This window comes from Streptomyces sp. NPDC085524, assembly GCF_044541755.1.
GTDB lineage: Bacteria > Actinomycetota > Actinomycetes > Streptomycetales > Streptomycetaceae > Streptomyces.
Window position 1 is genome coordinate 46,937 of record NZ_JBITTH010000021.1, and the last position, 20,746, is coordinate 67,682.

Annotated in this window: 17 protein-coding genes and 1 other RNA gene; 13 read left to right on the forward strand and 5 right to left on the reverse strand. The window is 72.0% G+C overall.

What is annotated here, in order from left to right:
* The first annotated feature begins 16 nt into the window (after positions 1–16).
* The 4 genes from ftsX to ssrA all read left to right on the forward strand — a co-directional run bounded on the left by ftsX (position 17) and on the right by ssrA (position 3,229).
* Positions 17–988, forward strand: a complete 972-nt coding sequence (gene ftsX, locus ACIGFK_RS28540) for a permease-like cell division protein FtsX (protein ID WP_386471265.1) — start codon at positions 17–19, stop codon at positions 986–988.
* A 67-nt stretch (positions 989–1,055) separates the two neighbouring features.
* Complete coding sequence (locus ACIGFK_RS28545; RefSeq protein WP_386471262.1) at positions 1,056–2,234, forward strand: S41 family peptidase; 1,179 nt, start codon at positions 1,056–1,058, stop codon at positions 2,232–2,234.
* An 18-nt stretch (positions 2,235–2,252) separates the two neighbouring features.
* The gene (smpB, locus tag ACIGFK_RS28550; protein ID WP_376662476.1) at positions 2,253–2,738 is read left to right on the forward strand and encodes an SsrA-binding protein SmpB; all 486 of its coding nucleotides are present in this window, start codon (positions 2,253–2,255) and stop codon (positions 2,736–2,738) included.
* A 102-nt stretch (positions 2,739–2,840) separates the two neighbouring features.
* Positions 2,841–3,229, forward strand: a transfer-messenger RNA (tmRNA) gene (gene ssrA, locus ACIGFK_RS28555).
* A 53-nt stretch (positions 3,230–3,282) separates the two neighbouring features.
* Here the strand turns inward: ssrA and ACIGFK_RS28560 are convergent.
* From ACIGFK_RS28560 to ACIGFK_RS28575, 4 genes are all read right to left on the reverse strand, one after another.
* Complete coding sequence (locus tag ACIGFK_RS28560; protein ID WP_376661830.1) at positions 3,283–3,540, reverse strand: Txe/YoeB family addiction module toxin; 258 nt, start codon at positions 3,538–3,540, stop codon at positions 3,283–3,285.
* Positions 3,537–3,812: a type II toxin-antitoxin system Phd/YefM family antitoxin gene (locus ACIGFK_RS28565; protein WP_376661829.1), complete on the reverse strand. Its 276-nt coding sequence runs from the start codon at positions 3,810–3,812 to the stop codon at positions 3,537–3,539. The genes ACIGFK_RS28560 and ACIGFK_RS28565 overlap by 4 nt, the downstream gene beginning before the upstream one ends.
* Positions 3,813–3,932: 120 nt before the next feature.
* Positions 3,933–5,234, reverse strand: coding sequence for an SH3 domain-containing protein (locus ACIGFK_RS28570; protein ID WP_400054118.1), 1,302 nt, complete (start codon positions 5,232–5,234; stop codon positions 3,933–3,935).
* A gap of 109 nt (positions 5,235–5,343) precedes the next feature.
* A complete protein-coding gene (locus tag ACIGFK_RS28575) occupies positions 5,344–6,630 on the reverse strand; it encodes an MFS transporter (protein ID WP_376661827.1) in 1,287 nt (428 codons plus the stop codon).
* Between the two features lie 87 nt (positions 6,631–6,717).
* Here ACIGFK_RS28575 and ACIGFK_RS28580 point away from each other — a divergent pair, with 87 nt between their 5' ends.
* The 8 genes from ACIGFK_RS28580 (at position 6,718) to ACIGFK_RS28615 (ending at position 18,261) form a co-directional block, all read left to right on the forward strand.
* Positions 6,718–7,689: a LysR family transcriptional regulator gene (locus ACIGFK_RS28580; RefSeq protein WP_376661826.1), complete on the forward strand. Its 972-nt coding sequence runs from the start codon at positions 6,718–6,720 to the stop codon at positions 7,687–7,689.
* A gap of 97 nt (positions 7,690–7,786) precedes the next feature.
* On the forward strand, positions 7,787–9,157 hold the full coding sequence (locus ACIGFK_RS28585; protein ID WP_376661825.1) for a nitrate/nitrite transporter: 1,371 nt from the start codon (positions 7,787–7,789) through the stop codon (positions 9,155–9,157).
* 95 nt (positions 9,158–9,252) lie between these two features.
* Positions 9,253–10,401: a uroporphyrinogen-III synthase gene (locus ACIGFK_RS28590; protein ID WP_376661824.1), complete on the forward strand. Its 1,149-nt coding sequence runs from the start codon at positions 9,253–9,255 to the stop codon at positions 10,399–10,401.
* Positions 10,402–10,479: 78 nt separating this feature from the next.
* On the forward strand, positions 10,480–11,007 hold the full coding sequence (locus ACIGFK_RS28595) for a GNAT family N-acetyltransferase (RefSeq protein ID WP_376661831.1): 528 nt from the start codon (positions 10,480–10,482) through the stop codon (positions 11,005–11,007).
* Between the two features lie 154 nt (positions 11,008–11,161).
* Positions 11,162–11,806 (forward strand): CGNR zinc finger domain-containing protein, encoded by a 645-nt coding sequence (locus tag ACIGFK_RS28600; RefSeq protein ID WP_376661823.1) that lies wholly within the window; start codon positions 11,162–11,164, stop codon positions 11,804–11,806.
* Between the two features lie 1,524 nt (positions 11,807–13,330).
* Positions 13,331–15,652: a HelD family protein gene (locus tag ACIGFK_RS28605; protein WP_386467747.1), complete on the forward strand. Its 2,322-nt coding sequence runs from the start codon at positions 13,331–13,333 to the stop codon at positions 15,650–15,652.
* 543 nt (positions 15,653–16,195) lie between these two features.
* Positions 16,196–17,599 (forward strand): NAD-dependent malic enzyme, encoded by a 1,404-nt coding sequence (locus ACIGFK_RS28610; protein WP_376662456.1) that lies wholly within the window; start codon positions 16,196–16,198, stop codon positions 17,597–17,599.
* 380 nt (positions 17,600–17,979) lie between these two features.
* The gene (locus ACIGFK_RS28615; protein ID WP_007264399.1) at positions 17,980–18,261 is read left to right on the forward strand and encodes an HU family DNA-binding protein; all 282 of its coding nucleotides are present in this window, start codon (positions 17,980–17,982) and stop codon (positions 18,259–18,261) included.
* Between the two features lie 289 nt (positions 18,262–18,550).
* Here ACIGFK_RS28615 and murA read toward each other — a convergent pair whose 3' ends face one another.
* Positions 18,551–19,894 (reverse strand): UDP-N-acetylglucosamine 1-carboxyvinyltransferase, encoded by a 1,344-nt coding sequence (gene murA, locus ACIGFK_RS28620; protein WP_376660974.1) that lies wholly within the window; start codon positions 19,892–19,894, stop codon positions 18,551–18,553.
* Between the two features lie 263 nt (positions 19,895–20,157).
* On the opposite strand from murA, the gene ACIGFK_RS28625 reads away from it, so the two are divergent.
* Positions 20,158–20,718 carry a YqgE/AlgH family protein gene (locus ACIGFK_RS28625; protein ID WP_376660975.1) on the forward strand — a complete coding sequence of 187 codons (561 nt, stop codon included), beginning with the start codon at positions 20,158–20,160 and terminating at the stop codon, positions 20,716–20,718.
* Positions 20,719–20,746: the final 28 nt, after the last annotated feature.

Consider the following 20,746-nt stretch of genomic DNA (forward strand, 5'->3'; position numbering starts at 1 on the left):
AGGCCCTTGAGACGTCATGCGCGCCCAGTTCGTCATGTCGGAGATCGGCGTCGGTCTCCGCCGCAATCTCACCATGACCTTCGCGGTCATCATCTCCGTGGCCCTTTCGCTGGCCCTCTTCGGCGGCTCCCTGCTCATGCGCGAGCAGGTGAGCAAGATGAAGGGCTACTGGTACGACAAGGCCAACGTCACGCTCTACCTGTGCAACAAGCAGGACGCCCAGGAGGCGAGCGAGGCCGCGGCCAAGAAGACCGACGGTTCGCCGGCGGCCGCCTCGGGCGTCGCCACGTGCGCCAAGGGCGCGGTCACCGACGACCAGAAGAAGCAGATCGAGGCCGAGCTCAAGCAGATGTCGCTGGTGAAGTCCGTCGCCTACGAATCGGCGGACGAGGCCTACAAGCACTACCAGGAGCGGTTCGGCAACACGCCCCTCGCCTCCTCCATCACCCCGGACCAGATGCAGGAGTCCTTCCGGGTCAAGCTGAAGGACCCGGAGAAGTACAAGGTCGTCACCTCCGCCTTCGTGGGCCGCGACGGCATCCACACCGTCGACGACCAGCGCCAGGCCATCGACGACCTCTTCCGGATCCTGAACTACCTCAACATCGCCGCGCTCGCCATCATGCTGATCATGCTGATCGTGGCGCTGCTGCTGATCGTCAACACCGTGCGCGTCTCCGCCTTCAGCCGGAGGCGGGAGACCGGGATCATGCGGCTGGTCGGCGCGTCCAGCTTCTACATCCAGGTGCCCTTCATCATGGAGGCCGCCGTCGCCGGGCTCATCGGCGCGCTCTTCGCGTGCGCCATGCTCGTCTCAGGCCAGTACTTCGTGATCGACCACGGCGTGGGCCTGCGCGACAAGATCCAGCTGATCGACTTCATGGGCTGGTCCTCGGTGCTCGGCAAGCTCCCGTACGTCCTCTTCATCGGCCTGCTGATGCCCTCCATGGCGGCCTTCGTGGCCCTGCGCAAGTACCTGAAGGTGTGACAAGCGCCCCGCGAGCGGTCCGGGCAACCACCCGTACCGCGGCGGGGCTTGTCCTAGACTCGGCGCCATGCTGGGCTTGCCGAGTATTCCCGCCTCCAGTCTCCGGCCCCGCGACCTGCGTCGCGGGGCCGTCTTGACGTTGGTCTTCCTCGCGTCCGTCAGCGCAGCCGCGGGCACGGGCTGCTGGGACCGCGGGGAGGACTCCGCCGCCGCACTCGTGGTGGAGGCCGAGCCGCCCCGCACGACGGGCACCGCCGACCGCGAGGCCGTGGCCCGCGCCGTCGCCGAGGCCGTCGCCGAGGGCAAGTCCGGCAAGAAGGCCGCCCAGGAGGTGGTCAGCCGCAGCGGCGACCGCTGGGGCACCGTCTACGACCGGGGCGAGTACGCGGCCTTCACCGAGGGCCTCGACGGCAGCTGGACCGGCGTCGGGCTCTGGGCCCAGCGGGCCCGCGACGGCCGGATCCAGGTCGACAAGGTCCAGCCCGACAGCCCCGCCGCCCGGGCCGGGCTGCGCGCCGGGGACCGGCTGCTGAGCGTCGACGGGCACGCCGTGACCGGCCTGGCCGTCGACGACGTGATCACCCTGCTGCGCGGCGAGGCCGGCACCCCCGTCGTACTGAACCTGAGCCGCGACGGCGCGGACCTCACCGAGACCGTCCGCCGCGAGCAGCTGCGGACCGAGCCGGTGACCGTACGGCAGCTCCCGGGCGGCATCACGGTCATCAAGGTGGCCTCCTTCACCCGCGGCGCCGGGGACCGGGTCAAGGCCGCGGTGTCCGCCGCCCCGGCCGGCGGCGGAGTCCTGCTCGACCTGCGCGGCAACCCGGGCGGGCTGGTCACCGAGGCGGTGACGGCCGCCTCCGCCTTCCTGGACGGCGGCCTCGTGGCCACGTACGACGTACGGGGGGAGCAGCGCGCCCTCTACGCGTCCCCGGGCGGGGACACGGCGCGCCCGCTGGTCGCCCTCGTCGACGGCGGCACCATGAGCGCGGCCGAACTGGTCACGGGCGCCCTCCAGGACCGCGGCCGGGCCGTGGCGGTGGGCAGCCGCACCTTCGGCAAGGGCTCCGTCCAGATGCCGACGGAGCTCCCCGACGGTTCGGTGGCCGAACTGACGGTCGGTACGTACCGCACGCCGGGCGGCCGCAGCCTGGACGGCACCGGGATCACGCCCGACGTGGCGGCGGGCGAGCGGGCCGAGGAGCGGGCGGTCGCGGTATTGGGTGGCCTCGGGGTGGGTCCTTAGTGCGAAAATGACCGCACTATGGCTAAGGAAAAAGGGCGCAAGCTGATCGCCCAGAACAAGAAGGCGCGGCACGACTACGCGATCCTCGACACCTACGAGTGCGGTCTCGTGCTCACGGGCACCGAGGTCAAGTCCCTGCGCCAGGGCCGGGCCTCGCTGGTCGACGGCTTCGTGTCGGTGGAGAGCAACGAGGCGTGGCTCTACAACGTCCACGTGCCGGAGTACAGCCAGGGCACCTGGACCAACCACAGCGCCCGCCGCAAGCGCAAGCTCCTCATGCACCGCGAGGAGATCGACAAGCTGGCGCGCAAGGCGGAGGAGGCCGGTCACACGGTCGTGCCGCTGTCCCTGTACTTCAAGGACGGCCGGGCGAAGGTGGAGATCGCGCTGGCGAAGGGCAAGAAGGAGTACGACAAGCGCCAGACGCTCCGCGAGAAGCAGGACACCCGCGAGACCCAGCGCACGATCTCGGCGATCCGCCGCAAGCAGCGGGGCACGGTTTAACCTCCTGGCACACGGTGGTCCACTTCGCGTACCATGGCGGCAGCACCACCCCCTCGGGGGCGGAGCGCTTTGAGCAGTATCTAATTCAATAGTGGTCAACATGGGGATGATCGGTTTCGACAGCGGATGTCGATGCAGGGGAAGCGAGCCGAGGAAGCGGCAATGATCTCGTAAACCACCTGTCGCAAAAAATAATCGCCAACTCCAAGAGCGATAACTCCCGCTTCACCCTCGCTGCCTAATAACAGTGAGCTGAAGCCTCTGTGAGGAGCGTCAGCCCGGAAGTGGTCCCGGTCCGGATCCTGGCGTCAATTAGGGATCTAAACCTCTAACCCCGGTCACGGGGGTCAGGGGGAAACCAAACAGTGACTGAGCCCGTCGGAGACTTGTCCGTGTGATCTCCGGGGCCGAGAAAAGCGCAGCGGAATGCGCTCGGAGAAGCCCTGCTTCTGCACCGTTGGACGCGGGTTCGATTCCCGCCATCTCCACTCATCCCATGTGGGCGAAGGCCCCGCAGTCTCCGGACTGCGGGGCCTTCGTCATGTCAGTAGTGGTAGCGGGCCTTGAGGATCTTCACTTCCTTGTCGTCGGCCCGGTAGACGAGGCGGTGCTCGTCGTCGATGCGGCGAGACCAGTAGCCGGACAGCTCGCCCTTCAGTGGCTCGGGCTTGCCGATCCCGGTGAACGGGTCACGTTGGATCTCGCCGATCAGGCGGGTGATTCGGCGAGCCATCTTCCGGTCGGACGCGAGCCAGAAAAGGAAGTCCTCCCAGGCGGCGGAGTCGAAGTGAACGCTCCTCACTCCTCGCCCCCGGACAGCTCCCTCAGCTCGTCCATGGTCTTGGCGACCGTGGACGAGCCCTCACGGTCGCGCGCAACGGCCTCCATCAGCCGCTGGGCGTTGGCAGGGGAGCGCAGCAGGTAGACAGTCTCCTGCCAGGAGTCGTAATCGTCGGCGGACATGAGGACGGCGTCGCCGCTCTTCGAGGTGATCCGTACCGGGGCGTGGTCGGTGTTGACACGTTCGATCAGGGGAAACAGGGTCGCCCTGGCTTCGCTGGCGCTGATGGACATGGCCGCTCCTCTCTGAGTTGTACAAGTTTACGGTACGGGACTCGTACCGGAAAGTCGTACAACTCTGCGAAGGCCCCGCAGTCTCCGGACTGCGGGGCCTTCGTCATGCGCGGTGGGGCGTCAGGAGCAGTACGGGACCTTGTTCAGGTTCTGGGCGTAGCGGGCCGCGATCCAGCCGGAGCCGTCGGCGAGCTTGTACCAGACTGAATTGCCGTCGACCTTCTGGCCGTTGACCTTGCACTGCAGGTAGACCACGGCGCCGTTGTCGACCTTGCCGGTCTTCGCGTACTGGGTGCCGGGGCCGGAGCGGACGCCCAGGCTGTGGCCCGGCTTGACGATGCGGGCCTGCGGCTTGTGCGAGGGCTTCGGGGGCTTGTTGCCGTGGTGGGGCGGCTTGGGCTTGTCGTCGTGGTGGCCGCCGCACTTCTTGCAGTGGCCGGGCTTGCCGTGGTCGCCCTTGGGGCCGGTGGGTCCCGTCGGGCCGGTGGGCCCCGTCGGACCGGTGTCGCCCTTCGGGCCCTCGGGTCCCGTCGGGCCGGACGGTCCCTGCGGACCGGTGTCGCCGGTCGGGCCCTGCGGGCCGGTGTCACCCGTCGGGCCCTGGGGGCCGCCGGACGGGCCGGTCGGGCCGGTGTCGCCCGTCGGGCCCTGGGGGCCGGTCTCGCCCGTCGGTCCCTGGGGGCCGGTCTCGCCCGTCGGTCCGGTGGGGCCGGTGTCGCCCGTCGGGCCCTGGGGCCCGGTCTCGCCCGTCGGTCCGGTCGGGCCGGTGTCACCCGTCGGGCCCTGGGGGCCCGTGTCGCCCTGCGGTCCCTGGGGGCCGGTCGGTCCCTGCGGGCCGGGCTTGCCGGGCTTGCCGTGGTGGCCGTCGTGGCCGGGCTTTCCGTCGTGCCCGTGGTGGCCGTCGTCGCCCTTGTCCCCCTTGTCGCCCTTCGGGCCCCTCACCGGGGTGGAGACGGCGAACAGGGCCGGGGCCTCCGTGCCCGTCGCCCACTCGCCGCCGCCCAGCGTCGTGCCCTCCGGGGCGTTCTTGTCCACCCGCAGGGCCACGCCGAGCTGGGTCTGTGCCTTCGCCGGGAAGCGGAAGCCGGCCCGGGTGCCCGCGTTGCAGGTCAGCTGGCGGGCGTCGGCGGACCGCGTGCACGCGGTCGCGGCGCGCTTGCCGTCCCAGTAGAAGCGGGCCTCGGGGAAGGTCGTCCGTTCCGGAGCGGTGATCCGGAAGGTGCTGCTCAGGGCCGGTTGGGACCCGCCGAGGGCCGCGATCACGACGCGGCCCGTCTTGCCGGGGGCGATCGAGGGGAGGTACGGCTGGGAGAACCGGATGTTCGACGAGTCGGCCAGGGCCGGAACGGCCGGCACCAGAGCGGTCGCGGTGACGGCCGCGACGATCAGGGCCGAGGAAACGGAGCGGGAAGCAGACAGCAAGGGGTGTTCCTCCGCACAGGGAAGGGCGTTGGGGGAAGACATCCCAGTTATTGCGGATCATGAGCGGCGCCGGTGAGTACCACGCGGGCACGATCACCCGGCCGCCGGATCAAATATGATTCTTCGCCCGCCCCGTCGCCGCGGTCGCCGCGGTCGCCAGGGCCGCCAGCGCGGCCGCCGCGGGCAGCAGGTACGCCGTCGCCGGACCGGCGTGGTCGACCGCCAGACCCGCACAGGCCGAACCCGCCGCGATCCCGGCGAAAATGGCGGTGACGGCGAGGGTCATGCCCTCGTTCAGGCGGCCCTCGGGCGTGAGCGCGTGGACCCGGGACATCGCGGTGACCATCGTCGGGGCCGTGGCCATCCCGGCGAGGAGCAGGGCGGCGCAAAGGGCGGGCAGCGAGCCGCTGTTCGCCGCCGCCCACGGCAGCGCCGCCGTCGCGGCCAGGACGGCCACGCAGACCCGCAGCGAGCGCGGGCGCAGGGTGCCGTAGAGCAGGCCGGCCGCGCAGGAGCCCGCCGCCTGGAGGGCCAGCACCAGCCCGGAGGCCGCGCCCAGCCCCCGCTGTTCGAGATGGGCGATGGAGGACACCTCCAGCGAGCCGAAGAGCAGGCCGAGGCTCGTGAAGAGCAGCAGCAGCGGGGCCAGGGCGCGCAGCGGGGAGCCGAGCCGGGGGGCCGCCGTCACCGGGGGCTCCGTGGAGCGCTGGGAGACGAAGAGCAGCATGCCGGTCAGGAGCAGGGCCGCCCCGGTGAGGGTGCCCGCCTCGGGGAAGACGGAGGTGCAGAGCAGGGCCGCCAGGACCGGGCCGAGCATGAAGGACAGCTCGTCGGCGGCCTGTTCGAACGACATCGCCGTATGGTGCGCAGCGGGGGAGCCGCGCAGCAGGTGCGTCCAGCGGGCGCGGGACAGCCCGCCGATGTTGGGGGTGGTCGCGGTCGCGGCGTAGGAGGCGAAGAGGGTCCAGGCGGGGGCCCCGGTACGGACGCACACGATCAGGGAGAGCGAGCCGAGGACCGCGATCAGCGTGGCCGGCAGCGCGATCCGGGCCTGCCCGTGGCGGTCGACGAGCCGTGCGGTCCAGGGCGCGACCAGCGCGGTGGCGGCCAGGCCGGTCGCGGTGACCGCACCGGCGAGGGCGTACGAGCCGCGCTGCCCGGCGATCATCATGACCGCGCTGACCCCGAACATGCCCATGGGGAGCCGTGCGAGGAGGTTCCCGGCGGTGAAGGCGCGGGTGCCGGGCAGGGCGAACAGGCGGCCGTACGGACCGCGCGGCCCGGTCCGGAGCCGGGCCCGCGGCGGCAGCGGGGCCGGCGCGGGGGCGGCGATGACGAGGGTGGCGCCGGTGACGGTCATGCGGGGGGAACGGGCGGTGGTGGTGGTAGCGGGCATGGGAAGAGCCTCGCGCCGGGCGGCCCCCGCGGTCCAACACCTGTTCGGGACCCATTCACATCATCATGTTGTTAGTCTCCGGGGGTGATGTCCCGTGATGTGGAACCCCGCCTGCTGCGCGGGTTCGTCGCCGTCGCCGAGGAGCTGCACTTCACTCGCGCCGCCGCCCGCCTGTACGTCGCCCAGCAGGCACTGAGCCGCGACGTCCGCCGGCTCGAACGGACCCTGGGCGCCACCCTGTTCGTACGCACCACCCGCGCCGTCGAGCTGACCCCCGACGGGGAGCGGCTGCTGGGGCCGGCCCGGCGGGTGCTCGCCGCGCACGAGGAACTGGCCGCCGCCTTCACCGCACCCCGCGCCCTCCTCGTCGACCTCAACACCGACGGGCCCTCCACCGCCAGGACCGTGCTCGAGCGGGCCCGCGAACTCGCCCCGGACTGCGAGCTCATGGCCCGCTTCGAGAGCGGGCTCACCCACGCCGCCGGCGAGCTCGCCGCGGGCCGGATCGACGTGGCCTTCGGGTACGCGGACGGTCTGGACCCGGCGCTGCGGGCGGGGCTCGCGGCCATGCCCGTACGGTACGAGCCGCTCGCCGTGCTGCTGCCCGACGGGCACCCGCTGGCCGCGGGGGAATCCGTACCGCTGGACGCGCTGGCCGGGGAGACCGTGTACACCGGCGCCGGGAACCCGCGGACCGCCGAGTGGACGGGCCTGGCCCGCGAGCTGTTCGCCGGACGCGGCATCGAGCCGGCGCCGCCCGCACCGGTGGCCATGGGCAAGGACGAGTTCCGCCGGATCATGGCCAAGACCCGCAACCCGGTGCTGGTGACCGTGGACTTCCTCGACATGCCGGGCTGCGTGAAGCGGCCCCTGACCGACCCGGTACCGCTGTCGCCCCTGTCCATGGTGTGGCGCAGGGGCCTCACCCATCCCGGACTGGACGCCCTGCGCGCCGCGGCCGCTGGCCTCGCGGCCGACCGCGGCTGGCTGGACCTCCCGCCCGGCAGCTGGCTCCCGAAGGGCCCCGCACGGCTCACACCCCGCCCCGGCGGCGGGTGAGAGCAAGGTTTCCCGGCGGTCATCCGGCGGGGACCGGGGCCGAAACGCGACCTTCCTACGGTCGTCACCACGGACGCGACAGCTGTGGAGGCGTGTGATGACCGGTACGACCGCACCGCGCAGGGGAGGCCGCTGGATCGATCAGTGGGACCCCGAGGACGAGACCTTCTGGAGGGAGACCGGCGAGCGCACAGCCCGCCGCAACCTCGTCTACTCCGTGCTCTCCGAGCACATCGGGTTCTCCATCTGGTCGCTCTGGTCCGTGATGGTCCTCTTCATGGGCCCCCAGTACGGGATCGACCCGGCCGGGAAGTTCTTCCTGATCGCCACCGCCACCTTCGTGGGCGCCTTCGTCCGGGTCCCGTACACCTTCGCGGTCGCCCGCTTCGGTGGCCGGAACTGGACGGTCTTCAGCGCCCTGCTGCTGCTCGCCCCGACGGTGGCCGCACTGGCCGTCATGGAGCCCGGCACCTCGTACGGCACCTTCCTCCTGGTGGCCGCGCTCACCGGCGTCGGCGGCGGCAACTTCGCCTCCTCCATGACGAACATCAACGCCTTCTTCCCGCTGCGCAAGAAGGGCTGGGCGCTCGGCCTCAACGCCGGCGGCGGCAACATCGGCGTACCCGTGGTGCAGCTGGCCGGACTGCTGGTCATCGCCACCGCCGGGGCCGGGCACCCGCGGATCCTGCTCGGCGCCTACATCCCGCTGATCGTGCTCGCGGCGGCGCTCGCGGCCGCACGGATGGACAACCTGGCGCCCGTGCGCAACGACACCGGGGCGGTCCGCGAGGCCGTCAAGGACGCGCACACCTGGATCATGGCCTTCCTGTACATCGGGACGTTCGGGTCCTTCATCGGATACAGCTTCGCCTTCGGGCTCGTGCTCCAGACCCAGTTCGGCCGCACCCCGCTCCAGGCCGCCTCGCTGACCTTCATCGGGCCGCTGCTCGGCTCGCTGGTCCGGCCGGTGGGCGGCGCGCTCGCGGACCGCTTCGGCGGGGCGCGGATCACCCTGGGGACGTTCGTGGCCATGGCGGCGGCCACCGGTGTCGTCGTGTTCGCCTCGCAGCGGCACTCGCTCGTCGTCTTCCTCGTCGGGTTCGTGGCCCTGTTCGTCCTGAGCGGGCTCGGCAACGGCTCCACGTACAAGATGATCCCGGGCATCTTCCAGGCCAAGGCACTGGCGCGCGGCATGAGCGGCGAAGCCGCGGCCGCCTACGGGCGACGGCTCTCCGGGGCCTCCATGGGGCTGATCGGGGCCGTCGGCGCACTGGGCGGACTCGGCATCAACCTGGTCTTCCGGGAGGCCTTCCTGAGCTCCGGGTCCGGCACGGCGGCCTTCGTCACCTTCCTCGGCTTCTACGCAGCGTGCTGCGCGGTGACCTGGGCGGTATACCTCCGACGGCCCGTCGTCCCGGTGCTCCCCGAAGCCGGGGCCGAGGCGAAGCCGCAGCTCACGTCCGTGTAACCGGGGTGAAATGTGCGTGAACCGAGCCTGACACGCCACGTTGGCAGGCTCGGTTCCACCCGTACCGCCCCCCATGCGTCGCAAGGCAGGTCACGATGGACGACACCAAGACCGGCCCCCTCGCGGGCTTCACCGTCGGCGTCACCGCCGCCCGGAGGGCGGACGAGCTCATCGCCCTGCTGCGCAGGCGGGGGGCCGCCGTGGTGCACGCACCGGCGCTGCGGATCGTGCCGCTCGCCGACGACAGCGAACTGCTCGCCTCCACCAAGGAACTTATCGGCTGCGCGCCGGACGTCGTGGTCGCCACCACCGCCATCGGCTTCCGCGGCTGGATCGAGGCCGCCGACGGATGGGGCATCGGCGAGGAACTGCTCGAGCGGCTGCGGGCCGCCGAACTGCTGGCGCGCGGACCGAAGGTCAAGGGCGCCATCCGCGCCGCCGGGCTCGTGGAGACCTGGTCCCCGGACTCGGAATCGCTCGCCGAGGTACTGGAACGGATGCTGGCGTCCGGGGTCTCCGGGCGCCGGATCGCCCTCCAGCTGCACGGGGAGCCGCTGCCCGGCTTCGTCGAGGCGCTGCGGGCCGGCGGGGCCGACGTCGTGGTCGTCCCCGTGTACCGGTGGATGGCCCCGGAGGACCTGGCTCCGCTCGACCGGCTGCTGGACGCGGTGATCGGCGGCGGCGTCGACGCGGTCAGCTTCACCTCCGCCCCGGCCGCCGCCTCGCTGCTGTCCCGGGCCGAGGAGCGGGGCGTACGGGAATCCCTGCTGGAGACGCTGCAGGGCGGGGTCGTGTCCGCGTGCGTGGGACCGGTGACCGCGCTGCCGCTGCAGGCGGCCGGGGTGGACACCGTGCAGCCGGAGCGCTTCCGGCTCGGCCCGCTGGTCCAGCTGCTCTGCCAGGAGCTGCCGGGCCGTGCGAAGGTCCTGCCGCTGGCCGGGCACCGGGTGGAGATCCGCGGGCACGCCGTCCTGGTCGACGCGGAGCTGCGGCCCGTACCCCCGGCCGGGATGGCCCTGCTGCGGGTGCTCGCGCGGCGGCCGGGGTGGGTGGTGTCCCGGGCCGACCTGCTGCGCGCCCTGCCGGGGGCGGGCCGCGACGAGCACGCCGTGGAGACGGCGATGGCCCGGCTGCGCGTGGCGCTGGGGGCGCCGAAACTGATCCAGACGGTGGTCAAGCGGGGGTACCGGCTGTCGCTGGACGCGGGCGGAGAGGTCAAGTACGGGGAGGAGCGGGTGGGTTAGGCGGCGGGCCGGCCGATGGGGCTGTTCCGGCCGCGCGGGGTCGGTTAGCGTGCCCGCGTGATCTTCAACGGGGTTGAGATGAGGGGCCTGGAGTTCGCCGACGCCGCCGCGCTGGCCGAGGCGTTCGCGCGGAACCGGGCGTACATGCAGGCGTACGAGCCGATCAGGCCGGAGGTCTACTACACGGAGGCCGGGCAGCAGGCCCGGATCGAAGGGATGCTCGCCGACCGGGACGGGGGCCGGCTGGTCCCGTGGCTGCTCGTCGACACCGCCGGCGGTGCGGTCGTCGGCGCGATCAACCTGGGGTCCATCGCGCTCGGACCGCTGTGCAGCGGCGGGGTGGGCTACTGGGTCGACACGGCCTGGCACGGGAAGGGGCTGGCGTCGGCCGCCCTGGCCGAGGTCCTCCGCGTCGCCCGCGACGAGGTGGGGCTGCACCGCGTGGAGGCCGGGACGCTCGTCGACAACGCGGCCTCGCAGCGGGTCCTGCAGAAGGCAGGCTTCGAGGAGTACGGCCTCGCACCGCGCTACCTCCACGTCAACGGCGTCTGGCGCGACCACCGCCTCTTCCAGCGGCTGCTGCACGACGAACCGCCGGGGGCGTAGCGGGGGAGCGCGGCGGGGGCTTCGCGGGGGCCTCGTGCGGGGTCTTGCCGGGCGGCAACGCGCGCACGCGGGACGGACCGGTTCGGGGGCTTCCGCATGTGCGCGCGGGGCGGCAATCTGGTGTGGCGCCCCACGACGCGAGGCGGTGACGGGCATGCGGTTCGACTCAGGGCGGGTCTGCCTGGACCTGGTGGCCACCGAGCGCATCCGGGACGGTGAAGCGCTGCGGACATGGCTCGCCGGCGCCGGTCTGGTGCCCGACCGGACACCGCTCGCACGCGTCGGCCCCGACTGGGTGGCGGCCTTCCAGGCCCTGCGCCGGGACGTGGAGGCCCTCGTACGGGCCGAGCTCGACGGGACCGAACCCGGAGGGGCGGAAGCGGGGCGGCGGGGCGCGGAGCGGGGAGGGCCGGGGCCGGGCGGCCCGGAGGCGGGCGGCGCGGGAGAGGGAGGCGCGGAGGCTGGAGAGGCGGCCCTCGCGCGGGTCAACGCACTGGCCGCCGGGTCACCCCCCGGACTGTGTGCCGTACGCGATCAAGACGGGCACCTCGTGCGGGAGTTGTGCGGCGGCGTGGAATGCGGGGCGCTGCTCGCAGCCGTTGCCCGCGACGCCGTGGAGCTGCTGACCGACCCCGGCGACCTCGCACTCCTGCGGGCCTGCGCGGGCGACGGCTGCGCCCGGGTCTACCTGGACACCTCCCGGGGCCACCGCCGCCGCTGGTGCTCGAGCGAACTGTGCGGCAACCGCGAGCGAGTAGCCCGGCACCGACGCCGAGCCCTGGCCGCGGGCGGGGGGTAGCGGGCGGGGCCGGACGGCCCTGGGGGGTGGAGCGGGGCGGGGTCGTTCTGTGCGGCGGGGTGGGGGGTGGTGGCGGGACTTCGGCTGGGCGGAATCAGAGAGGTCTTGGGGGTTTCCCGTCAGTCCCATGGTCCTTCCGTGTCGGGCCGGCCTGTCAAGGGCGCTCCTCCTTCGTCGTCGCGTCGCTGCGCGACGGCCTTCGGCCGCCCTTGACAGGCCGTCCCGCCACGGAAAGACAAGGACTGCCGGGAAACCCCCAAAAGAACGGGCCGGTCCGCAACTCCAAGGACGGCCGTGTCAGCGATGTCCGACCCCGCTGCGGCCCCCCACTCTCCCCTCGGGCCCTCCCAGCCCGCTCCCCGGACCGGGCAGGCGGCCACCCATCCCCGAACCTCGACCACAAGACCCTCAGCCCCCGACAGGCGCACCAAATCGCTACGCGCTCCTCGGATCTCGGCGCCTGCGACCCGTCTGGGGCTGATCTGACGCAACAGATCGCTACGCGCTCCTCCTTGACGGCGTCCGACGGCCGTCCGGGGCCGGTCAAGCCGCCAACGATCGCTACGCGCTCCTCCGGGACGGCGCCTGACCGCCGTCCCGGGCGGAAACAGGCCCAAACAGCGGCCATGTCGAGCTGTACTCACGTCAGGCAGCAGAGCAACCGAAAAGAGGGATCGAATTGCCCTGATTAGGAGTATTTGGGGGTGGGGTTGTGGTGAGGTCTTCGTCTTGAGGTGGATACAGCTCGGATAGGCCGAGGATTCACCACTCCAACCCTCCCACCGGCCTCTTCAGGTGAAGATTTCAGCTCCCGCCGTCCCTCTCCGGCTGTGATCAGCCCCAGGTGACGGTCGGACGCCGTCATCGAGGAGCGCGTAGCGATCTGTCGCGCTATGACCAGCCCCAGGCGGCCGTCGGACGCCGTGAGGGCGAAGCGCGTAGCGATCTGGGGCGTCGGACCAGCCCCAGACGGGTCGCAGACGCCGAGACGGGCGAAGCGCGTAGCGATCTGTTGCGCCCGACCGGTCCGGGGAGCGGCCTGGCAGGGCCCGGGGGGAGAGTGGGGGCCGGAGCGGGGTCGGGCATCGTCGACACAGCCGTGTTTTGTCCTCGGACCGGCCCGTCCTTTTGGGGGGTTCCCGGCTGTCCTTTGTCTTTCCGGGTCGGGACGGTCGGTCAAGAGTCGCCGAAGGCGATCGCGAAGCGACGCGACGAAGGAGCGCTCTTGAGGGACCGGCCCGAACCGGAAGGACGATGGGACAGCCGGGAACCCCCCAAGGCCTCTCTGATTCCGCTCGGCCGGGACCCCGCGACCCCCGCCACCCCCACCCACCCCCCTCCCGGGGCGGGTGGGCGAACCCCGCCCTGGGAGGGGGCCCGAGGGGGTGAAAGTCCCGCACGCTCCGGGGCCCGTACACCCCCCGCCCCCGAACCGCCCCCGACCCGTTGCGGAACGGGCGTGCGGACAGGGGGCCGGTTCGCGTACGGTTGACGGTCGCCCATGCACGTCAGAAGGGGGCCTTGGTGGCCGCGCAGAATGCCGCTGTCGACAACACGGCGGATTCCGTCCGCGATCGGGAGATCGCGGTCGAGCAGACGCATCTCGACCAGGTGTACCGGCGCCTTGAGGAGAAGATCCACGAGGCCGAGTTCCTCATGAACGACGCCGCCAAGCGCGGCCAGGTGGGTACGCCCGGAGCCCTGGCCGAGCGGGACGCGCAGGTCTTCCGGGCCGGTATCCACCTGAACCGGCTGAACAGCGAGTTCGAGGACTTCCTCTTCGGGCGGATCGACCTGGTCCTCGGCAAGGACGGGGAGCGCGGCCCGGACGGCGCGTACACCTCCATCGAGCCCGCCGACGACGCGATCCGCGAGGACCTGACCGCCGAGATCGCCGAGACCCTGCACATCGGCCGGATAGGAGTCCTGGACTCCGACTACTCGCCCCTGGTCATCGACTGGCGCGCGCCGGCCGCCGCGCCGTTCTACCGCTCCACCCCGAAGGACCCGGGGCGCGTCGTGCGCCGACGCGTGATCCGGTCCAAGGGACGCAAGGTGCTGGGCGTCGAGGACGACCTGATGCGCCCCGAGATCACCGCCTCCCTCGACGGCCGGGAGCTGCCCGCGATCGGCGACGGCGCGCTCATGGCCGCGCTCGGCCGGGCCCGTACGCACTCCATGCGGGACATCGTCTCCTCCATCCAGGCCGAGCAGGACCTGGTCATCCGCGCCCCCGCCGCCTCGGTCGCCGAGGTCGCGGGCGGCCCGGGCACCGGCAAGACCGCCGTCGCCCTGCACCGTGCCGCGTACCTGCTCTACCAGGACCGGCGGCGCTACTCCGGCGGCATCCTGATCGTCTCGCCGACCCCGCTGCTCGTCGCGTACACCGAGGGCGTCCTGCCCTCGCTCGGCGAGGAGGGCCAGGTCGCGATCCGGGCGCTCGGCTCGCTGGTCGACGGCGCGGAGGCGAGCACGTACGACGATCCGCCCGTGGCCCGGATCAAGGGCTCCTCGCGCATGCTCAAGGTGCTGCGCAAGGCGGTGCGCGGAGCCCTCGAGATGGGCAACGCCCCCGACCGGCTGCGCGTGGTGGCCTTCGGCCGCCGCCAGGAGCTGGAGGCCGACGAGCTGAACCGGATCCGGCAGAACGTGCTCGGCGGCAGCGCGCCCGTGAACCTGCTGCGCCCGCGCGCCCGCAAGCTGCTGCTCGACGCGCTGTACGCGAAGACCGGCGGCGCGAGCCGGCACAGCGACCCGGAGCTGGCCGCCGAGCTGCGCTCCGCCTTCGACGAGGACATCTCGACGGAGGACGTGTTCATCGAGTTCCTGAACGCGTGGTGGCCGGAGCTGACCCCGCGCACCGTCCTCGCCGCGATGGCCGACGAGCGGCGGCTCGGCCGCTGGTCGCGCCGGGACCTGAACCCCCGCGAGGTCCGCCAGCTCGCCCGCTCGCTGCGCCGCGTCGGCCCGGACGGCAAGGGCCCGCTGTCGGTGCACGACGTGGCGCTGCTCGACGAGCTCCAGCAGCTGCTGGGCGCGCCCGCGCGGCCGAAGCGGAAGCGGGAGATGGACCCGCTCGACCAGCTCAGCGGGCTGGAGGAGCTGATGCCGACCCGCGAGGAGACCCAGTGGGAGCGGGCCGAGCGGCTCGCGGCGGAGCGCACCGAGTACGCGCACGTCATCGTCGACGAGGCCCAGGACCTGACGCCGATGCAGTGGCGGATGGTGGGCCGCCGGGGCCGTACCGGCACCTGGACGGTGGTGGGCGACCCGGCGCAGTCCTCGTGGACCGATCCGGACGAGGCGGCGGCGGCCCGTGACGAGGCCCTGGGCAGCCGGCCGCGCCGGCGGTTCACGCTGACGGTCAACTACCGCAACCCGGCGGAGGTCGCCGAGGTCGCCGCCCGGGTGCTGCGGCTGGCGATGCCCGGGATGGAGCCGCCGTCGGCGGTGCGCTCCACGGGCCTGGAGCCCCGTTTCACGGCCGCGGAGGGCGATCTGGGCGCCGTGGTCCGCGAGGAGACGCGGCGGCTGCTGGAGCAGGTGGACGGCACCGTCGGCGTGGTCGTGGCCATGGACCGGCGCGCGGAGGCCGCGGGCTGGCTCGCGGACCTCGGCGAGCGGGCGGTGGCGCTGGGCAGCCTGGAGGCCAAGGGCCTGGAGTACGACGCCACGGTGGTCGTCTCCCCGGCGGAGATCGCGGAGGAGTCCGCGGCGGGCCTGCGGGTGCTGTACGTGGCGCTGACGCGCGCGACGCAGCAGCTGACGGTGGTCTCGGCGGCGGACCGGGACGAGCCCGACGCGGACGGGGTGCCGGCGCTCCTGCGGAGCCAGGAGCGGGGCTAGGGGGTGTCCGGCGGATCAGGGCCGGGCCCGGCCACCGCTGGGAGGTGCCCCCTGGCGGGGCTGGATTCGGCCGGCCTCGGCCCGGCGGTGCGGGCCGGTTCGTAGGGCCGTATGGTCCGCGGCCAGGAGCGTGGTGCTTTTGAACCGACTTCCGCACCGGGGATGACATCGGGCGATCCTTTGTTAGCCTGGGTACGGCACCGACTCGATCCAAGCCCCCGGGCCCAACCTTCGTCGCTTAGAGCGACCACTTGCCGCGAGGCGAGCATGGCGGGTCGGTGTCATAGACGTATGTATCAACAGGTCCGCGCCCTCCGCGAGTGGAGGGCGCGGACCTGTTTTGTATGGACCCCCCATTCCGACCCCCTCTTTTATCTCGTATGGTGGAAGAGTCTTTCCGAAGTTTGTAGCTGGTTACCTTGTACCGGCTGGTAGGTGGGACGATCGGACAACAGGTCCTGCCGCACCTGTCACCGCACGGGGCTGGTGCAGCGCGGGACCCTGCGTGTACAGCGAACCAGGGACAGAAGAGGAAACACGGCCATGGCAACGGCGCCCAGCGTCTCGTATTCGATGACGGTCCGCCTGGAAGTGCCCGCGAGCGGAACCGCGGTCTCCCAGCTCACCACCGCCGTGGAGTCCTCCGGCGGTTCGGTCACCGGCCTCGACGTGACGGCCTCCGGCCACGAGAAGCTCCGGATCGACGTCACCATCGCCGCCACCTCCACCGCGCACGCCGACGAGATCGTCGAGAAGCTGCGGGGGATCGAGGGCGTCAGCCTCGGCAAGGTCTCCGACCGAACCTTCCTGATGCACCTCGGCGGCAAGATCGAGATGTCGTCCAAGCACCCCATCCGCAACCGTGACGACCTGTCGATGATCTACACCCCGGGCGTGGCCCGCGTGTGCACGGCCATCGCCGAGAACCCCGAGGACGCGCGCCGCCTCACCATCAAGCGCAACTCCGTCGCAGTCGTGACGGACGGCTCCGCCGTGCTGGGCCTCGGCAACATCGGTCCGATGGCCGCGCTGCCCGTCATGGAGGGCAAGGCCGCCCTCTTCAAGCGCTTCGCGGGCATCGACGCCTGGCCGATCTGCCTCGACACGCAGGACGCCGACGAGATCGTCTCCATCGTCAAGGCCATCGCCCCCGGCTTCGCGGGCATCAACCTGGAGGACATCTCCGCGCCGCGCTGCTTCGAGATCGAGGCCCGGCTGCGCGAGGCCCTGGACATCCCCGTCTTCCACGACGACCAGCACGGCACCGCCATCGTGGTCCTCGCCGCCCTGACGAACGCACTTCGCGTGGTGGGCAAGGCAGTTGGGGACATCAAGGTCGTCATGTCCGGCGCCGGCGCGGCCGGTACGGCCATCCTCAAGCTGCTCCTCGCGGCGGGCGTCAAGAACGCCGTCAGCGCCGACATCCACGGTGTCGTGCACGCGGACCGCCCCGACCTCGTCGACGCGGCCCCCGACTCCCCGCTGCGCTGGATCGCCGACAACACCAACCCCGAGGGCTACACGGGCACCCTGAAGGAGGCCGTGGTCGGCGCCGACGTGTTCATCGGCGTCTCGGCCCCGAACGTGCTCTCCGGCGAGGACGTCGCGGCCATGGCGGAAGGCGCGATCGTGTTCGCGCTCGCGAACCCGGACCCGGAGGTGGACCCGGCGGTCGCCCGCCAGACCGCCGCCGTCGTCGCCACCGGCCGCTCCGACTTCCCGAACCAGATCAACAACGTGCTGGTCTTCCCGGGTGTCTTCCGCGGTCTGCTCGACGCCCAGTCCCGGACGGTCAACACCGACATGATGCTGGCCGCCGCCACCGCCCTCGCCGACGTCGTCGGCCAGGACGAGCTGAACGCGAACTACATCATCCCGTCGGTCTTCAACGACAAGGTCGCCGGCGCGGTCGCGGGCGCGGTCCGCAAGGCCGCCACCAACGCCTGAGTCCGCCGGGCGGCCGGGCCGCCCGGCGAAGGGCCCGGGGGCCGTCTGTGACGGCCCTCACGGCCCGCCGCTCCCGGCGCGTCGCGAGATGCGGGCCCGGTGGGCCGCCTCTAGGGTTGCGGGGATGCCCGCGGGTTCCGCTGTCCCGCGTCTGCGAGTGCGCAAGGGTGTGGACGGAGCGTCACCGCGGCGTGACTGTGGCGCTTTTCGTGTGACCCCGGCGGGTGCCGGATTGGCTTTCCCGCCGCTGGTGGGGGCAGGATGCGTAACCGGGCGAGAGGGTCTGACGTTCAGACCCGGGTCCGGGGACTGTCCTAGGGCCCTGGCAGCATCGGCTTCGATCTCACGCCTCTAAGGCAAGTTGAACACGGGAGTACAACATGAACCGCAGTGAGCTGGTGGCCGCTCTGTCCGAGCGCGCCGAGGTGACCCGCAAGGACGCCGACGCCGTTCTGGCCGCGCTCGCCGAGACCGTCGGCGAGATTGTCGCCAAGGGCGACGAGAAGGTCACCATCCCCGGCTTCCTGACCTTCGAGCGCACCCACCGTGCCGCTCGCACCGCGCGCAACCCGCAGACCGGCGACCCCATCCAGATCCCGGCCGGCTACAGCGTGAAGGTCTCCGCGGGCTCCAAGCTCAAGGAAGCCGCCAAGGGCAAGTAGTACGCCCTTGTGCCGAGGGCCGCACAGGCCCTCGGGACGGCAGTGGTACGCAGAACGGCCCAGGGCGGCCGCCCCCGCACGGGGGCGGCCGCCCTTCGGCCTTTCCCGGGCCCTTGCACGCCCCTCCAGGCCCTTGCGCGCCCCTCCGGAGGTCCGGGTGCCGGTGAGGCCCCGTCAGGGCCCGTGCCGGGCACGGGAAAGCCCCCCTGGCCCCTTGCGGGGCCCGGGGGGCTCACGTCCGTACGGGCTGGACCGTCCGGGTCGGACCGTCCGGGTCGGACCGTCCGGGTCAGACGAGGTCGCCGCCCGGGAGTTCGACCTTCGCGCCGAGCTCGACGAGCTTCTCCATGAAGTTCTCGTAGCCGCGGTTGATCAGGTCGATGCCGTGGACGCGCGAGGTGCCCTCGGCCGCCAACGCCGCGATCAGGTACGAGAAGCCGCCGCGGAGGTCGGGGATGACCAGGTCGGCGCCCTGCAGCTTGGTGGGGCCGGAGACGACCGCCGAGTGCAGGAAGTTGCGCTGGCCGAACCGGCAGGCGCTGCCGCCCAGGCACTCGCGGTACAGCTGGATGTGAGCACCCATCTGGTTGAGCGCCGAGGTGAAGCCGAGCCGGGACTCGTAGACCGTCTCGTGGACGATCGAGAGGCCGGAGGCCTGCGTCAGGGCCACGACCAGCGGCTGCTGCCAGTCGGTCTGGAAGCCGGGGTGGACGTCCGTCTCCAGCGCGATGGCCTTGAGCGGGCCGCCCGGGTGCCAGAAGCGGATGCCGTCGTCGTCGATCTCGAAGGCGCCGCCGACCTTCCGGTACGTGTTCAGGAAGGTCATCATCGAGCGCTGCTGGGCGCCGCGCACGTAGATGTTGCCGCCGGTGGCCAGGGCCGCGGAAGCCCAGGAGGCGGCCTCCAGGCGGTCCGGGAGCGCCTTGTGGTTGTACCCGCCGAGACGCTCGACACCGGTGATCCGGATGGTCCGGTCGGTGTCCATGGAGATGATCGCGCCCATTTTCTGCAGGACGCAGATCAGGTCCTCGATCTCGGGCTCCACGGCGGCGTTGCTGAGCTCGGTGACGCCCTCGGCCAGCACGGCCGTCAGCAGCACCTGCTCGGTCGAGCCGACCGAGGGGTAGGGCAGGCGGATCTTGCAGCCGCGCAGCCGCTGCGGGGCCTCCAGGTACTGGCCGCCCTCGCGCTTCTCGATGGTCGCGCCGAACTGGCGGAGCACGTCGAAGTGGAAGTCGATCGGCCGGCCGCCGATGTCGCAGCCGCCCAGGCCCGGGATGAAGGCGTGGCCGAGGCGGTGCAGCAGCGGACCGCAGAACAGGATCGGGATGCGCGACGAGCCCGCGTGGGCGTCGATGTCGGCGACGTTCGCGCTCTCGACGTGGGTCGGGTCGAGCACCAGCTCACCCGGTTCCTCGCCGGGACGGACCGTCACCCCGTGCAGCTGGAGCAGCCCGCGGACGACCCGGACGTCACGGATGTCGGGAACGTTGCGCAGCCGGCTGGGTTCACTGCCGAGCAGCGCGGCGACCATGGCCTTGGGCACGAGGTTCTTCGCACCGCGGACTCGGATCTCGCCCTCGAGCGGGGTGCCGCCGTGGACAAGCAGTACATCGTCACTGATGCCGGTCATGAATCTCGCGTTCCGGAGAGGAGTGGGCGGGGGGCGAGTGACAAGGGTAAGGGCCACCACCCCCTTGTTCGTAAGGGTGACGTGGCCGTAGGACTGTCATGAATTCGGCACAACACCCTCCGTATCCACCACATGGCGGAGTGTTGTGTTCCGCATGCGCCGTCCGTGTGCGCTGCCCGCTGCTGCCGTGCGCCCTGAGCTGCGAGCGATCCGATCTCGCCGCCCGCTCCCCGCGACGGGCGAATGTGCGGGATCATGTCGGCATGACCGAGGTGTCCTCCCTCACAGGGCGGCTGCTCGTGGCCACCCCCGCCCTCGCGGACCCGAACTTCGACCGCGCGGTGGTGCTGCTGCTCGACCACGACGAGCAGGGCTCGCTGGGCGTGGTCCTCAACCGGCCGACGCCCGTGGGCGTCGGCGACGTACTGCTGCCCTGGGCGCCGCTGGCAGGCGATCCCGGGGTGGTCTTCCAGGGCGGGCCCGTGGCGCTCGACTCGGCGCTCGGCGTGGCCGTCATCCCCGGCGAGGAGGGCCCGCTGGGCTGGCGCCGGGTGCACGGGGCCATCGGCCTCGTCGACCTGGAGGCGCCGCCGGAGCTGCTGGCCTCGGCGCTGGGTTCGCTGCGGATCTTCGCCGGCTACTCGGGCTGGGGGCCGGGCCAGCTGGAGGACGAGCTGGGTGACGGCGCCTGGTACGTGGTGGAGTCGGAGCCCGGCGACGTGTCCTTCCCGGACCCCGAACGGCTCTGGCGGGCGGTGCTGCGCCGCCAGCGCAGCGAACTCGCGATGGTCGCCACCTATCCGGACGACCCGTCGCTCAACTGACCCGTGCGGGGATCGGTACCCTGGCTTT

Coding starts and splice junctions, on each gene's coding strand:
- ftsX (WP_386471265.1), top strand. CDS start 17: ATGCGCGCCCAGTTCGTCATGTCGGAGATCGGCGTCGGTCTCCGCCGC.
- ACIGFK_RS28545 (WP_386471262.1), top strand. CDS start 1,056: ATGCTGGGCTTGCCGAGTATTCCCGCCTCCAGTCTCCGGCCCCGCGAC.
- smpB (WP_376662476.1), top strand. CDS start 2,253: ATGGCTAAGGAAAAAGGGCGCAAGCTGATCGCCCAGAACAAGAAGGCG.
- ACIGFK_RS28565 (WP_376661829.1), bottom strand. CDS start 3,812: ATGTCCATCAGCGCCAGCGAAGCCAGGGCGACCCTGTTTCCCCTGATC.
- ACIGFK_RS28575 (WP_376661827.1), bottom strand. CDS start 6,630: ATGCCCGCTACCACCACCACCGCCCGTTCCCCCCGCATGACCGTCACC.
- ACIGFK_RS28580 (WP_376661826.1), top strand. CDS start 6,718: ATGTCCCGTGATGTGGAACCCCGCCTGCTGCGCGGGTTCGTCGCCGTC.
- ACIGFK_RS28585 (WP_376661825.1), top strand. CDS start 7,787: ATGACCGGTACGACCGCACCGCGCAGGGGAGGCCGCTGGATCGATCAG.
- ACIGFK_RS28590 (WP_376661824.1), top strand. CDS start 9,253: ATGGACGACACCAAGACCGGCCCCCTCGCGGGCTTCACCGTCGGCGTC.
- ACIGFK_RS28595 (WP_376661831.1), top strand. CDS start 10,480: ATGAGGGGCCTGGAGTTCGCCGACGCCGCCGCGCTGGCCGAGGCGTTC.
- ACIGFK_RS28600 (WP_376661823.1), top strand. CDS start 11,162: ATGCGGTTCGACTCAGGGCGGGTCTGCCTGGACCTGGTGGCCACCGAG.
- ACIGFK_RS28610 (WP_376662456.1), top strand. CDS start 16,196: ATGGCAACGGCGCCCAGCGTCTCGTATTCGATGACGGTCCGCCTGGAA.
- ACIGFK_RS28615 (WP_007264399.1), top strand. CDS start 17,980: ATGAACCGCAGTGAGCTGGTGGCCGCTCTGTCCGAGCGCGCCGAGGTG.
- murA (WP_376660974.1), bottom strand. CDS start 19,894: ATGACCGGCATCAGTGACGATGTACTGCTTGTCCACGGCGGCACCCCG.
- ACIGFK_RS28625 (WP_376660975.1), top strand. CDS start 20,158: ATGACCGAGGTGTCCTCCCTCACAGGGCGGCTGCTCGTGGCCACCCCC.